Consider the following 13,862-nt stretch of genomic DNA (forward strand, 5'->3'; position numbering starts at 1 on the left):
GAGGCGCACCGCCAGAACGATGTGCTTAGTGCGGTATCTCAGCTGCGTTCGACTGCACCGAAGCGGCGGCTTGCTGCGGGTTCACCTTGATGTCGGTGCCCAGGCGCTGGAGGTAGGAAATCAGGGCCACGATTTCCTTGTCCGACTTCACCTCGATTTCCTCCTTCTTCAGCTCGCGGGCAATGCCATCGGCTTGCTTGCGGGCATTGGCCACGGCCACATCCTCGAAGCCCGCAGGGTAGGGCGTATCGAACTTGCGCAATACCCGGATTTTATCGGCCGTGTGCGAGTAGTCGATGTCATCTTCGAGCAGCCAGGGGTAGGGCGGCATAATCGAGCCGGGCGACATGCTGGTGGGGTCCATCATGTGGTTGTAGTGCCAGGAGTGCGGGTACTTCTGCCCCACGCGGTGCAGGTCGGGGCCGGTGCGCTTGCTGCCCCACAGGAAGGGGCGGTCGTACACAAATTCGCCGGCTTTGCTGTACTCGCCGTAGCGCTCGGTTTCGGAGCGGAAGGGCCTCACCATCTGTGTGTGACAGTTGGAGCAGCCTTCACGGATGTAGATGTCGCGGCCTTCGAGTTCGAGCGCCGTGTAAGGCTTCACTGAAGCAATGGTCGGCACGTTCGACTTCACCAGGAACGTCGGAATCATCTCAATCGCACCGCCGATGGCAATGGCCACCGTGGCCCAGATGGCCATTTGGGCGGGCCGGCGCTCAATCCAGCGGTGCCAGTAGCCGTCGGTGTGTTGGTCGGCGGCGTTGTTGGTGAGGTAGAGCGGGGTGAGGGGCGCGGCCTGGGCTTTCTCGTTGGGCAGCAGCTGGCCCGATTGGGCGGTTTTCACCAAGTTGAACACCATCACCAATGCGCCGCTGAGGTAAAGCACCCCGCCGATGCCGCGCAGGTAGTACATCGGCACGATTTGCAGCACCGTTTCCAGGAAGTTGGGGTATTGCAGCAGTCCTTCGTTGTTGAATTGCTTCCACATCAGCCCCTGCGTGAAGCCGGCCCAATACATGGGTAGGGCGTAGAATAGGATGCCCAGCGTGCCCAGCCAGAAGTGCGTGTTGGCGAATTTCTTGGAATACAACTCGGTTTTGTAGAGGCGCGGCCACAGCCAGTAGAGCACCGCGAAGGTCAGGAAGCCGTTCCAGCCGAGGGCGCCTACGTGCACGTGCGCCACAATCCAGTCGGTGAAGTGGGCAATGGCATTCACGTTTTTCAGCGACAGCATCGGCCCTTCAAACGTGGCCATGCCGTAGGCCGTGATGGCTACCACCATGAACTTCAGCACCGGCTCCTCGCGCACCTTATCCCAGGCGCCGCGCAACGTCAGCAGGCCGTTGATCATGCCGCCCCAACTCGGGGCAATCAGCATGATGCTGAAGACCACGCCCAGCGACTGTGCCCAGTCGGGTAGGGCGGTGTAGAGCAAGTGGTGCGGTCCGGCCCAGATGTAGATGAAGATCAACGACCAGAAGTGGATGATACTCAGGCGGTAGCTATACACCGGCCGGTTGGCCGCCTTGGGTAGGAAGTAGTACATCAGGCCCAGGTAGGGCGTGGTCAGGAAGAAGGCCACCGCGTTGTGGCCGTACCACCACTGCACCAGCGCATCCTGCACCCCGGCGTAGGCCGAGTAGCTTTTCATGAAGCTCACCGGCACCTCCATCGAGTTGACGATGTGCAGCACCGCTACCGTGAGCAGCGTGGCAATGTAGAACCAGATGGCCACGTACAGGTGCCGCTCGCGACGCTTGGCAATGGTGCCGAACATGTTCCAGCCAAACACCACCCATATCACCGTAATCAGGATGTCGATGGGCCACTCCAGCTCGGCGTATTCCTTGCTGGTGGTGAAGCCCAGGGGTAGGGAAACGAGGGCCGACAGAATCACGAGCTGCCAGCCCCAGAAATGTACTTTACTTAGAACATCGGAGTACATTCGGGTTTTGCAAAGGCGCTGCAAGGAATAGTACACGCCCATGAAAATGCCGTTGCCGACGAAGGCGAAAATCACGGCGTTGGTGTGCAGCGGCCGCACCCGCCCGAAGGTGGTGTAGGGCGTGCCCATGTTCACCTCAGGCCGGGCCAATTGAAAGGCGATAATCACCCCAATCAGCATGCCGGCCACGCCCCAAAACACAGTGGCCAGGCCAAAATCCCGGACAATCCGGTTGTCGTAAAAAAACGTGTCGACCGTCTTCACGAAGCCCGGCACCACCTGGGGCGGCGCGGCCGGGGCCGGCGTAAGCGGTTTTTGTTCGACTTCCATAACGTGGAGTAGTGAGTGATTTACTACTCCAAAGGTCCTGCTTGGCTGACCTGGAAGGGATGACGAATGTCAGGTGCGGGGGTGATTGATGTTAGGTAGGCCACCTGCCGGTCCGACGCCGCAGGCGTCCGACCGGTATCGTTGCTGAGGTTGAACGAGCTGCGTGCGGACGTTTACTACCTACCTACTCCCACGCGGCGCGGGCATCCGCAACGATATCGGTCGGACGCCTGCGGCGTCGGACCGGGTGGTAGTTATTTTGTTGAGAAAAGCTATTTTGACCGCATGCGTTACGAGGCCGAACAACTTTACCACGTGTATAATCGAGGTAATAATCAGCAACAGATCTTCTTCACGCCCGGCCACTATGTGTACTTTCTCAGAAAAATAAGGCAGTACGTGCGGCCTCACTGCGAGATACTATGCTATTGCTTGATGCCCAACCACTTTCACTTGCTGATTTATACCACTGCGGCGGGTTGTCGGGACCAGGATACTAGCAGCAGTGCCAAGCAGCCAATTGTACAAGGCTTAGCCTTAGCGTTGAGTACCTACACACAGGGATTCAACAAAGAAACGGGCCGCACTGGTGCTCTGTTTCAACCGAAAACCAAAGCTCGGCGGCTGCTCGATCTATACGAACAGTATCCCCGCACCTGCTTCCACTACATTCATCAAAATCCGGTACGCGCTGGCTTGGCACAGCGCCTGGAGGGTTGGGTTTACTCTTCATTATCCGGAGTATGCCGGATTGCGGAATGGGTCCATGTGTAACCAGCAAGTGGCTCGTGAGCTGCTGGATATACCCATCGAGTACGATGTTTTCCGCCGTGAAGCAGAGCAAATGATTGATCCGGATCGAGTAGCCGGATGGCTGTAGCCACCCCGGTTGGACGCCATAGGCGTCCAACCGGTATCGTTGCTGAGGTTGAACGAGCTGCGTGCTACCCCTACGCGGCGCGGGCATCAGCAACGATACCGGTCGGACGCCTATGGCGTCGGACCGGTAGGCGATTCATCCTCAAACAGCACCCGTACCGAGGGCGTGTAGTCGTCGTCGTACTGGCCCGAGCGCACGGCCCACAGGAAGGCACCCAGGAACGTGAGGGCCACCGTGAGGCTGATTCCTATTAAGATGAAAATGATGTTCATAGCGTGCGTTTGTAGGCTGCATAGCGTACTAGCAGCGTCGAAAAAATCATCACGCTCAAGGAGCTGATGGGCATCAGAATGGCCGAGACGATAGGCGTAAACTTGCCCTGCACCGCCAGCCCCAGCCCAATGCCGTTGTAGCAAAACGACAGCACGAACGTGGCCAGCACGATCTGCAAGCAGTCTTGCGAGAAGCGCAGAAACGTGGCGAAACGGCCGAAGCTGCTAGCGTCCAGGATGGCGTCGCAGGCGGGGGAGAAATTGGTGAGCGTGTCGGTGAGGGCAATGCCAGCGTCGGCTTGTTGCAGGGCGCCGGTGTCGTTCAATCCGTCGCCTACCATGAGCACGCGCCTACCTTGCTGGCGCAGGGCGGCCACGTAGTCGAGCTTGTCTTGGGGCGACTGGTGGAAGCGTAGCTCCGCCTTCGGCCCGAACATCTCGCGCAGCCGGTCGCGCTCGGTGCTGTTGTCGCCGGATAGCACCGCCAAGTGGTAGCGCTGGCCGAGGTCGGCGAGGATGGGTTGGAGGTCATCGCGGTACACGTTGCGGAACACGTAGCAGCCCAGCGGTTTCCCGTTTAGGGCCACGTACACGTGGGATTGAAGCTGATCAGCTTCTTCGGCGGCTTCCGGTGCACGGCGTTGGTCGCCGGCGAAAGCCGCCGAGCCTACCCTCACCCGTACGCCGTCTACTACCCCGCTCACCCCCTGGCCGGGGACTTCGGTGAAGTTGTGAACGGCGTGACCCCACCCCCGTCCCCTCCCCTCCGGGAGAGAGGTGCGTTCTGACAGATTAGTCGCCTGGTACCCCTCTCCCGGAGGGGAGGGGCTGGGGGTGGGGTCCAACTCCCGCGCCAAGCGCTGACTTAGCGGGTGCGTTGACTGGCGCACTACGGCCGCTACCAGCTCTGTTTCGGCCGTGGTTAGCGGCCGGCCAAGGTACTCTACCGTCGAGCGTTTCACTTCGGTGAGGGTGCCGGTTTTGTCAAACACGATGGTATCGACGCGGCCTAGTGTTTCGACTACCCCAGCGTTTTTCAGGTAAAACTTCAGCCGCCCAAACGTGCGCAGCGCCGCGCCCAGGGCAAACGGCGTAGCCAACGACAGGGCGCAGGGACAGGCAATGACCAGCACCGAAGTAAAGGCCCGCAGCGCCATTTGCGGGTCGCGGGGGTACCAGTAGGCCACGGCGCCGGCGGCCAGCAACAGCGTCGCGGCCACAAAGTAGCGACCTACGGTGTTGGCGTAGGTTTCCAGCGTTTGCTTCTCTATTTTCTGAAAGGCAGGGTTGTTCCAAAGCTGCGTGAGGTAGCCCTGCGACACCTCGCGCACTACCTCCAACTCCACGGCCTCGCCGGTTTGGCGGCCGCCGGCATACACCACCTCGCCCGCCACCTTCGCCACCGGCACGCTCTCGCCCGATACAAAGGAGTAGTCAATCTGCCCAGTGCCGCGCATCAGCATGGCATCGGCGGGAATTACTTCCTGGTGGCGCACCAGGATGCGCTGCCCTACCTTCAGTTCCTTCACCGATACCGATTGCTCGCCGGTAGGAGTTAGTAGCGTGACGGCCACGGGGAAGTAGGAAGTGAAGTCCCGGTCGAAGCGCAGAGCATCGTAGGTGCGTTGCTGCACCCATTTGCCAATCAGCATAAAGAACACCAGCCCCGTAAACGAATCGAGGTAGCCAGGGCCGCGCTGCGTTAGAATATCGAATACGCTGGTTAGGACCAAGGCGCTCAGGCCCAGGCTAATCGGGAAATCGAGGTTGATGTAGCGCTGCCGCACACCCTGCCACGCCGACTGAAAGAACCCCCGCGCACTATACAGCAATACCGGCAAGCTCAGCAGCAAGCTGATATAGCCAAAAAACCGCCCAAACTCGCCCTGCAATTGCTCCGTGAAGCTGAGGTAGTCGGGAAAAGCCAGCAGCATCACGTTGCCGAAGCAAAAGCCCGCCAAGCCGAGTTGGTAGTACAGCCGCCGGTTGTGGTGGTGGGGCTGGGCGCCCAACTCGGCCAGCGTAATCTGCGGCTCGTAGCCCACGGCCGTCAGCAGCTTCACTACCTCTTTCAGCGAAGTTCTTTCAGGTTGATAACTGATACTGATTTCCTTGCGCAGAAAATTCACCCGCGACTCCAAGATACCCGGGTTCAGCTGGTACAGCTTCTCCAGCAGCCAGATACACGAGGCACAGTGCATCTGCGGAACCGTGAGCGTGAGCCGGGCCAGCGTATCCGACCGAAACGTGAGGAGCTGCGCCTGCACGGCTCCCGAATCGAGGTAGTCGAAACGGCCGGGCAACTCCAGCGTTTTTACTTTCTGGCCGGGCCGCTCATCGAAGGCATAGTAGGCGCAGAGGTTGTTGGTTTGCAGCAGCTCGTACACGGCTTTGCAGCCGGCACAGCAAAATGGCTGCTTATCAAGTAGGATAGGCTCGTCGGGGCATTCGTCGCCACAGTGGGTGCAGGCAACGTGGGTAGGGACTTCGGGGGCAGCAGCGTTCATGCGCAAAGCGAGTCAGGCAGAAGAAAACCAAAGGTCCTGCTTCGGCTGTGCTTTGCAGATGACAAACGTCAGGGTAGGAGATGAGTAAGGTCATGGTAGCAATTGACTTGCTAGCTGACCTTTGGTTTGTGGTTGACGCCTGCCGGTCCGACGCCGCAGGCGTCCGACTGGTATCGTTGCTGAAGTTGAACGAGCTGCGTGCGGATGCCTGCTTCTACTGCCTCATGCGGCGCGGGCATCCGCAACGATACCGGTCGGACGCCTGCGGCGTCGGACCGGCCGGCGGCCACAACGGATTCAGCTTATTTCCTACCCTCATGGCTATGCAAACGCTCCCCGACATCCGCACCGAAGCCGACATCACCACGCTCATCACCACCTTCTACGAAAAGGTAGGGCTCGACGAGCTGCTCGGCCCCATCTTTCAGGCCGATGCACAGGTGCACTGGCCGCAGCCGCTTTTCACCATGCAGGCCTTCTGGAAGCGGGTGCTACTCAACACGGGCGGCGCCGATGGCTGGCCCTTCCCCGGCGGCCTAGTGCTGCCCAACACCGGCGAGTATTTCCAGCGCTGGCGGCAGCTGTTTTTAGCCGCCGTAGAAGACAATTTCACCGGCCCCATTGCCGAAGCCGCCAAGGTCAAAGCGCAGGAAATTGCGCAGATGTTTGAATACAAGCGCCAGCCACGCACGCTGCTTAGCTTTTTAAGAACTTTGTAGAAGGTAGGAGAGTTGTTCGCCTACCCTTGGCCTCAACTCGTTTTTTTCGCGCCATGCCTGCTCTAGCCGATATTCAGACCGAAGCCGACATCAAGCTGCTCATCGACAGCTTCTACGACAAAGTAAACCAGGATGAGCTGCTGGCGCCCATTTTCAACGGCGTGTCGCACGTGAACTGGGCCACCCATCTGCCTACCATGTACGACTTCTGGAGCAGCCTGCTGCTGGGCACCGGGCGCTACCGCGGCCGGCCGTTTCCCAAGCACCTGCCGCTGCCCATCGATGCCACGCATTTTCAGCGGTGGCTCGCGCTGTTCCGTGCCACAGTAGACGAGCACTTTGCTGGCCCCAAGGCCGACGAAGCCAAGCAACGGGCGCTGAATATTGCCACCGTCTTTGAGTACCGTATCCGGCAGTACAATTCGCTGTCGATTCTGTAGAGCAGCGCGGAGGCAGGATGAGGAGTCGCACAGGAGTAGCGTAGCCACATCTAAATAGCAGTACCTTTGATTTATACAAAGGCAACCAGCTATGCATTCTCCTCTGTTGACCGAGTTTTACCAGGAACTTACCACCTGCACCGGCTCCGACCTGAACGCGTTACTACCCAGCGGCATTCAGCAGGAGGTAGGGCACTTCAACGTGTTCAACCTGGACGAGCTGTGGCAGCCCGCGCGTGAGATGCCCGCAGCGCCGTATGCCTGCCGGTCCTTTTACAAGGTCAGCCTGCTGACCGGGCGTAGTCGCGTAGACTACCCCGATAAAAGCTTCGACCTGGAGCAGTCTACCTTGTTTTTCTCTGCCCCCCAAACGCCACACTATTGGTTGCCAGAAGAAAAACAAAGCGGGTATTTCTGCGTGTTCACGCCGGAGTTTCTGCTGCCGGCCAAAAGCGGCGTAGTACTCGAAGAGCTGCCGCTTTTCAAGGCGGAAGGCTACCCCGTTTTTCAGTTGTCCGATGAGGTAGGGGCTCGTGTGCAGTCAGTTTTCCAACGGATGCAGGAAGAAATGGCTTCTGATTATGCCTACAAGTACGACCTGCTACGCACCTATGTGCTGGAGCTGATTCATCTGGGACAGAAGCTGCAACCGGCTACCACGCTGCACCCCGTACATAGTGCGGCGGCCCGCCTTACCTCGTTGTTTGCGGAGCTGCTGGAACGGCAGTTTCCGCTCGAAACGCCGCAACAGCAATTACGCCTGCGCACGGCCAAAGACTACGCCGACCACCTGGCCGTGCACGTCAACCACCTCAACAAAGTGCTGAAGGAAACCACTGGCCGCACCACCACCGACTTGCTTGGGACGCGCATTGCGCAGGAGGCGCAAGCCCTGCTGCGGCAAACGCACTGGACGATGGCGGAAATTGCCGATAGCCTGGGCTTTACCGACGTGGCCCACTTCTCCCATTTCTTCAAGCGCCACACGCTGGTAGCGCCCGGCGCATTCCGGAGCACCGAAGTGGTTTGATTTCTACATAAAACGGATTGCCTTGCGCAAGTTGGGGTAGGGGAAGCTGCCGGACCTTTGTCGTGTTCTAGTAAACACGTCAATTCTATCAGATGACAACTTCCAAAATAGCCCTGGTAACCGGCGGCAGCCGGGGCCTGGGCAAAAACATTGCGCTGAGCCTGGCACAAAAAGGCATTGATGTACTGCTCACCTACCATAGCCAGCAAGCCGACGCGGCCGCCGTGGTAGCCGAAATTGAAGCGCTCGGCCGCAAGGCCGTGGCCGTACAACTCAACACCGCCGACGTCAGCAGCTTCGATACGTTCTTCGCGCAGCTGCCAGAAACGTTGCAGGCCGCTTTCGGCACCACGTGCTTCGATTTTCTCATCAACAACGCCGGCACCAGCATGCAAGCTCCCTTCGCCGACACCACGGAGGCGCAGTTTGATGAGATGCTGAATATCCACCTCAAAGGCGTGTTCTTCCTCACGCAGAAGGCGTTGCCGCTGCTCCAGGATGGCGGACGCATCATCAATATGTCGTCGGCCACCACGCGTATTTCCTACCCCGGCGCGTCGGCGTATGCTATTATGAAGGGCGCGGTGGATGTGCTCACGCGCTATCTGGCCGTAGAGCTAGGCGCACGGGGCATTGCCGTGAACGTGGTAGCACCGGGGGCCATCTTCGGGGGCGGGGCCATGACCGATACGCCAGAAATACGGGCTTACGTGACCCAAATGACTGCCCTCGGCCGGGTAGGCCTGCCCGACGACGTAGGCGGGGTAGTGGCTTTCCTGTGCACCGAAGACGCCAAGTGGCTCAACGGCCAGCGCCTCGAACTGACCGGCGGCGTAAGCCTATAACTAGTAGCGTAAATTGGCTACACTGTTGGGTGCCGGCCGGTCCGACGCCGCAGGCATCCGACCGGTATCGTTGCTGATGCTCGCGCCGCGTGAGGGTAGGTAGTGGCAGCCGTTAGCACGCAACTCGTTCAACCTCAGCAACGATACCGGTCGGACGCCTGCGGCGTCGGACCGGGTTACCAGTTAGCGGCCCGCAGCTTATCGGGCTGGGTTACCCGGATGCCCTGCGGCGTCAGGTCCACGTAGCCGGATTGGCGGAACTCGCTCAGGGTCCGAATCAGTGACTCGGTGGCGGTGCCGACCATGGCGGCCATGTCGTCGCGGGAGAGTTGGATGAGGGGCGCGTCGGCGGTGGCTTGCGCGTGCAGGTGCAGCAGCGTATCGGCCACGCGGCGGCGGATGGAGTTGTAGGCCATGTCCAGCAGCTGCTGTTCCCGCTCGCTCACGCGCCCAGCCAGCAGGCGAATAAACTGCTGCCCTACCTCGGCATTGCGGGTGAGCAGTTGCAGAAAGTCGTGCTTCGGGATATACACCAGCTCGGCATCGTCGAGGGCCACAGCAGAGTCGTCGTAGGGCGTTTGGGTGAGGAGGGAGAGGTAGCCGAAAAACTCGCCGGGGTTGTAAAGGCCCGTAATCAGTTCCTTGCCCGCGTTGGTGGTTTTCACCGTTTTCACCCTGCCCGATTTCAGGAAATACAGCCGAATGGGCTCGTCGCCTTCCACGTAAATATCCTGCTTGCGGCGCACGGTGTGCACCCGGCGGTCGGCCGAGAGGCTTTCCAGGTTGCCTACCGCCTGAGCATCGTTCAGGAACTCGGTCAGGCCCTCGGCTTGCAGGTTGTACTCGGCCTTGAGGTGTTGAAAGCGGTTCAGGCGGCTCGTGATGGCGCTCAGCAGCTCGGTTTCGTCGAAGGGCTTGGTGAGGTAGTCGTCGGCGCCCAGCTCCATGCCGCGGCGCAGGTCGGTGCGCTCGGTTTTGGCGGTCAGGAAGATGAACGGCACGCCCGAAAGCTGCGGGTTCTGGTTGAAAATGTGCAGCACCCCATAGCCATCCAGCACGGGCATCATAATGTCGCAAATCACCAAATCGGGCTTGGTCGCCAGGGCCTGCTCCACGCCTACCTTGCCGTTCTCGGCCGTGACAACGGCATAGCCTGCCAGCTCCAGAATCTCGGCGGTGTTTTCGCGTAGCGCCTCATTGTCCTCAATCAGTAGAATGGTCTTCATAGGGAATAGTAAGCGTAACGGTGGTGCCCACGTGCAGCTCGCTGTGCAGGGCAATGGTGCCGCCCAGCAGCTGCAAGTAGCTGGCTACAATGTAGAGCCCCAAGCCCGTGCCGGGTAGGTTGGTGACGTTGCGAGCGCGAAAAAATCGCTCGAACAAGTGCTCCTGGTCTTCCTGCGAAATCCCTACCCCCTGGTCTTGCACCGTAAGCGTGAGCAGGGCCCGGGCGCAGGTGGCGCGCACCGTCACCACCGAGTTTTCGCCCGAATACTTGATGGCGTTGGACAGCAGATTGACCAAGATCTTGCGCAGCAGCGACGTATCCAGCCAAATGGGTTGGGCGCAGTGCAGCTCCGTTTGCACCGTTTGGCCGGCCTTCAGCAGCCCCTGCACGTCCTGGATGGTTTCGGTAAGGAGGGCGTCGAGCAACAGGCGCACCGGCTTGGCCTCAATCTTACCTTCCTCTATGCGCCCCACCGACAGAAACTCTTCCAGAATGTCGTTGAGGTGGCGCACCGAACCCCGAATGCGCTGCAAGTGCTTTAGGCGCTTGTCTTGCTGGTCGGTGTGGGGGTATTTTTCGATGAGGGTGGCCGAGGTGAGCACGGCCGTAAGCGGGGTGCGAAACTCGTGCGAGGCCATACTCACGAAGCGCGACTTTAGCTCGCCTAGTTCCTGCTCTGCGGCCAGGGCGCGGGTCAGCTCGTCGGTGCGCTGCTCCAGCTGTTCCAGCGTGTTTAGTAGGGCATGGGTGCGGTCGGCTACTTTTTGTTCCAGCTCGGCGTTCAGGCGCTCCACGTACTGGCGCTGGGCAATCAGCTCGCGCTCGGCGTTTTTCTTGAAGGTGATGTCGACGATGTAGGACACCACGTACAGCTCCTGATCGAGGTAGAAATAGCTGAGGCTGATTTCGGTTGGAAACTCGCTGCCGTCTTTGCGGCGGGCCAGCAAGTCGCCACGGTGGGCGCCCATGGCTCGCACCGAGGGCTGGGCGTTGAAGGACTGGCGTAGCTGCTCGTGGCGTTGGCCCACGGCGCGGGGCACCAGCACCTCAATCGGCTGGCCCAGTAATGCATCTTCTGCGTAGCCAAACAACTGATGCGAAGTGCGGTTGGCTGACACGATTTCGCCCGCCCGATTACACATGATAATGCCAATGGTGGCATTGGCCACCACCGCTTCGAAGCGCCTCACGCTCTGGGCCAGCTCGCGTTCAGCCTGGTGCAGGCGGCTTTGCTCGGTGAGGCGCACCAGCAGGTAGGGCTTTTGCTCAGAGGTGAAAGCGGTCAGCTCGATACGCGCCCAAAACGGCGCGCCCTGCAAGCGGCTGATTTCTACTTCTGTTTCGTGGTGGCCCTGCTGTTGCGCTAGTTTCTGCAAGTGCTGCCAATCTACGGCAGTCAGCGGCTGAGAATGGTCTGAGGCAGCTAGCAGAGCCTGCTCCGAGGGGTAGCCCAGCAGGTGTACCCCCGCCGGATTAACCTGCGCAAACCAGCCGAGCGCCACATCATACACCCCCACAAACTCCTTGGTCTGGTTGAACAGAATATCCGTCAAAGTAGGTGTGGGAGGTGGTAGCATAGGGCAGGAAATCGGACTAGGGTAGGCGGCTATGGGTCATTTCTCCTACTCGCTTGACGCGCAACATGATCGAAATGACGTTTTGTTATAGGCTATTCAGGTCAACATTCAGTAGGTCAAAGTTCAGCATAAATCAGATGGAAGCTGCATGACAAATGTCAGATGGCCAGCTGACCACCCTCAGGAGAAAAGGTAAGCGGGAGACGCAATTTTACGGCAGTATCTAGCACTCTGCCGTGACGTCCGTTTCCCAACTCTCTCCGCCGCCACACACCACCGACACTGCCGTGCTGCTGGTGCTGATCCCAGTCACTACCCCCGATAGTCGGCAGCAGCACCGAATTCGGGTGGCGCTAGAGCAATTGCAACAGCAGCTCAGCCCGGCTATTCGAGTGCTCAAAATCGACGAAGCCACGCATCCGGCGGTGGTACATAGCTTCCATGCCCAGCAGCTGCCCGCGTGCGTGCTGGTGCGGCAAGGCGTGGAGCTATGGCGGCAGCAAGGACTACCAGATGCCGAGAACGAGGTAGCCCTATTGTTTGAAAAGCTAACCCACAATGACCCTACCTACAAAGTCCCCTAACAGTGGTAATAACGTGGGTATGAAAAGAAAAAGTCCTTCTGCACAGTGCAGAAGGACTTTTTATATGCTAGTTAACAAAGCAGTTGCTTAGAGTTTGCTTAAGTTAGTTAACAGGGTAGTTGGAACGGTTTAGAGACGCATACTTGCGTCTCGTCGTTGCACAACTCGCGTTAGCACCGTTCTATTAAACAGCATCAGCAACGACGAGACGCAAGTATGCGTCTCTACACCGAGCGGTTGCTTAGCTGGCAGCCGAGAAGCGCTTGTTCACTTCATCCCAGTTGATGAGGTTGAAGAAGGCCGCGATGTAGTCGGGGCGTTTGTTTTGGTACTTCAGGTAGTAGGAGTGCTCCCACACGTCGAGGCCCAGGATGGGGGTGCCATTGCAGCCGGTGTCGGGCATCAGGGGGTTATCCTGGTTGGGGGTAGAGCAGATTTGCAGCGAGCCATCGGGCTGCTTGCACAACCACGCCCAGCCCGAGCCGAAGCGGGTAGTAGCGGCTTTGGTGAATTCTTCCTTGAATTTCTCGTAGCTACCAAATGCCTTGTTGATGGCCTCGGCCACGGCGCCCGTAGGCTCACCGCCACCGTTGGGCGACAGAATCGTCCAGAACAGCGAGTGGTTCCAGTGGCCGCCACCGTTGTTGCGCACCGCAATGGGAGCCGTGGCAATGCTCTGCATCAGGTCTTCCAACGACTTGCCTTCCAGCTCGGTGCCGGCAATGGCGTTGTTGAGGTTGGTTACGTAGGCCTGGTGGTGCTTGGTATGGTGAATTTCCATCGTTTGTGCGTCAAACGAGGGTTCTAATGCGTCGTAAGCGTAGGGAAGGGCGGGCAGTTCAAAAGCCATAGGAGTAGGGGTTGTAGGTGAAAAAATACGGGAAGCCGAGTGACTACCCGTTATCATAACCGCCGGATGGGGGAGGGGGTTACAAAAAAAGACCCACGCCACCGGCACAACGTCCAAATATAGCGTTATTAGAATTTAATCCTGGCTTGGCACGCCGGGCACGCGTGCTACTCTACTCTATTTGCGCTTACGCGCGAAAAACTCGCGCATCAACTGGCTGCTCTCCTCGGCTAATACGCCGCTCACCACCTCGGCGCGCGGGTGTAGCAGGTGGCCGTGGCGGCGGTAGCCTACCTTAGGCTCGTTGGCCCCATACACCACGCGCCGTACCTGTGCCCAAGCCGTGGCGCCGGCGCACATCACGCAGGGCTCTACGGTCACGTAAAGCGTGCAATCGGCTAGGTATTTGTTGCCTACGTGGTTGGCGGCGGCCGTGAGGGCCAGCATTTCGGCGTGGGCCGTCACGTCGCGCAGCTTCTCGGTTTGGTTGTAGGCGCGGGCAATAACCTGGCGCTCCAGCACCACCACGGCCCCAATTGGAATTTCGTCCTCGGCCAACGCGTAGCGGGCTTGTTTGAGGGCCTCGCGCATGTAGTGGTCGTCGTTGAGTAGGGAGAGCGTCATGGCATCAAAAGTAAAACCGCCGAACACAATA

Annotated in this window: 12 protein-coding genes; 5 read left to right on the forward strand and 7 right to left on the reverse strand. The window is 59.2% G+C overall.

Going from position 1 to position 13,862, the window contains the following annotated elements:
- Positions 1-25: 25 nt before the first annotated feature.
- From ccoN to J4D97_RS12175, 3 genes are all read right to left on the reverse strand, one after another.
- Positions 26-2,275 carry a cytochrome-c oxidase, cbb3-type subunit I gene (gene ccoN, locus J4D97_RS12165; RefSeq protein WP_208307807.1) on the reverse strand — a complete coding sequence of 750 codons (2,250 nt, stop codon included), beginning with the start codon at positions 2,273-2,275 and terminating at the stop codon, positions 26-28.
- Between the two features lie 990 nt (positions 2,276-3,265).
- The gene (ccoS, locus tag J4D97_RS12170) at positions 3,266-3,427 is read right to left on the reverse strand and encodes a cbb3-type cytochrome oxidase assembly protein CcoS (RefSeq protein WP_185282446.1); all 162 of its coding nucleotides are present in this window, start codon (positions 3,425-3,427) and stop codon (positions 3,266-3,268) included.
- Positions 3,424-5,934, reverse strand: a complete 2,511-nt coding sequence (locus J4D97_RS12175; protein WP_208307808.1) for a heavy metal translocating P-type ATPase — start codon at positions 5,932-5,934, stop codon at positions 3,424-3,426. Before J4D97_RS12175 ends, ccoS begins: the two co-directional genes overlap by 4 nt.
- A gap of 80 nt (positions 5,935-6,014) precedes the next feature.
- Here J4D97_RS12175 and J4D97_RS12180 point away from each other — a divergent pair, with 80 nt between their 5' ends.
- The 4 genes from J4D97_RS12180 to J4D97_RS12195 all read left to right on the forward strand — a co-directional run bounded on the left by J4D97_RS12180 (position 6,015) and on the right by J4D97_RS12195 (position 8,968).
- On the forward strand, positions 6,015-6,653 hold the full coding sequence (locus J4D97_RS12180) for a group III truncated hemoglobin (RefSeq protein ID WP_208307809.1): 639 nt from the start codon (positions 6,015-6,017) through the stop codon (positions 6,651-6,653).
- 53 nt (positions 6,654-6,706) lie between these two features.
- Positions 6,707-7,093, forward strand: a complete 387-nt coding sequence (locus J4D97_RS12185) for a group III truncated hemoglobin (protein WP_208307810.1) — start codon at positions 6,707-6,709, stop codon at positions 7,091-7,093.
- A gap of 91 nt (positions 7,094-7,184) precedes the next feature.
- Positions 7,185-8,123 carry a helix-turn-helix domain-containing protein gene (locus J4D97_RS12190; RefSeq protein WP_208307811.1) on the forward strand — a complete coding sequence of 313 codons (939 nt, stop codon included), beginning with the start codon at positions 7,185-7,187 and terminating at the stop codon, positions 8,121-8,123.
- Between the two features lie 92 nt (positions 8,124-8,215).
- Positions 8,216-8,968 carry an SDR family oxidoreductase gene (locus J4D97_RS12195; protein WP_208307812.1) on the forward strand — a complete coding sequence of 251 codons (753 nt, stop codon included), beginning with the start codon at positions 8,216-8,218 and terminating at the stop codon, positions 8,966-8,968.
- Positions 8,969-9,144: 176 nt separating this feature from the next.
- On the opposite strand, the gene J4D97_RS12200 is transcribed toward J4D97_RS12195, so the two are convergent.
- Entirely contained in the window at positions 9,145-10,194 is a 1,050-nt protein-coding gene (locus J4D97_RS12200; protein ID WP_208307813.1) for a response regulator, read from the reverse strand.
- Positions 10,172-11,773: a sensor histidine kinase gene (locus J4D97_RS12205; RefSeq protein ID WP_208307814.1), complete on the reverse strand. Its 1,602-nt coding sequence runs from the start codon at positions 11,771-11,773 to the stop codon at positions 10,172-10,174. The genes J4D97_RS12200 and J4D97_RS12205 overlap by 23 nt, the downstream gene beginning before the upstream one ends.
- Positions 11,774-12,009: 236 nt before the next feature.
- Here J4D97_RS12205 and J4D97_RS12210 point away from each other — a divergent pair, with 236 nt between their 5' ends.
- Complete coding sequence (locus tag J4D97_RS12210; protein ID WP_208307815.1) at positions 12,010-12,357, forward strand: thioredoxin; 348 nt, start codon at positions 12,010-12,012, stop codon at positions 12,355-12,357.
- Positions 12,358-12,598: 241 nt separating this feature from the next.
- Here J4D97_RS12210 and J4D97_RS12215 read toward each other — a convergent pair whose 3' ends face one another.
- Both J4D97_RS12215 and J4D97_RS12220 read right to left on the reverse strand, forming a co-directional pair.
- On the reverse strand, positions 12,599-13,207 hold the full coding sequence (locus tag J4D97_RS12215; protein ID WP_185282455.1) for a superoxide dismutase: 609 nt from the start codon (positions 13,205-13,207) through the stop codon (positions 12,599-12,601).
- A 177-nt stretch (positions 13,208-13,384) separates the two neighbouring features.
- Positions 13,385-13,831 (reverse strand): nucleoside deaminase, encoded by a 447-nt coding sequence (locus J4D97_RS12220; RefSeq protein WP_208307816.1) that lies wholly within the window; start codon positions 13,829-13,831, stop codon positions 13,385-13,387.
- Between the last annotated feature and the right edge of the window lie 31 nt (positions 13,832-13,862).

The sequence above is a fragment of the Hymenobacter defluvii genome, from assembly GCF_017589435.1.
Taxonomy (GTDB): domain Bacteria; phylum Bacteroidota; class Bacteroidia; order Cytophagales; family Hymenobacteraceae; genus Hymenobacter; species Hymenobacter profundi.

Excerpts from the sequence above, each read along its gene's own strand:
- J4D97_RS12200 (WP_208307813.1), bottom strand. The coding sequence starts at position 10,194 with ATGAAGACCATTCTACTGATTGAGGACAATGAGGCGCTACGCGAAAAC.
- J4D97_RS12185 (WP_208307810.1), top strand. The coding sequence starts at position 6,707 with ATGCCTGCTCTAGCCGATATTCAGACCGAAGCCGACATCAAGCTGCTC.
- J4D97_RS12205 (WP_208307814.1), bottom strand. The coding sequence starts at position 11,773 with ATGCTACCACCTCCCACACCTACTTTGACGGATATTCTGTTCAACCAG.
- ccoS (WP_185282446.1), bottom strand. The coding sequence starts at position 3,427 with ATGAACATCATTTTCATCTTAATAGGAATCAGCCTCACGGTGGCCCTC.
- J4D97_RS12190 (WP_208307811.1), top strand. The coding sequence starts at position 7,185 with ATGCATTCTCCTCTGTTGACCGAGTTTTACCAGGAACTTACCACCTGC.
- J4D97_RS12215 (WP_185282455.1), bottom strand. The coding sequence starts at position 13,207 with ATGGCTTTTGAACTGCCCGCCCTTCCCTACGCTTACGACGCATTAGAA.
- J4D97_RS12220 (WP_208307816.1), bottom strand. The coding sequence starts at position 13,831 with ATGACGCTCTCCCTACTCAACGACGACCACTACATGCGCGAGGCCCTC.
- J4D97_RS12175 (WP_208307808.1), bottom strand. The coding sequence starts at position 5,934 with ATGAACGCTGCTGCCCCCGAAGTCCCTACCCACGTTGCCTGCACCCAC.
- J4D97_RS12180 (WP_208307809.1), top strand. The coding sequence starts at position 6,015 with ATGAGTAAGGTCATGGTAGCAATTGACTTGCTAGCTGACCTTTGGTTT.
- ccoN (WP_208307807.1), bottom strand. The coding sequence starts at position 2,275 with ATGGAAGTCGAACAAAAACCGCTTACGCCGGCCCCGGCCGCGCCGCCC.
- J4D97_RS12195 (WP_208307812.1), top strand. The coding sequence starts at position 8,216 with ATGACAACTTCCAAAATAGCCCTGGTAACCGGCGGCAGCCGGGGCCTG.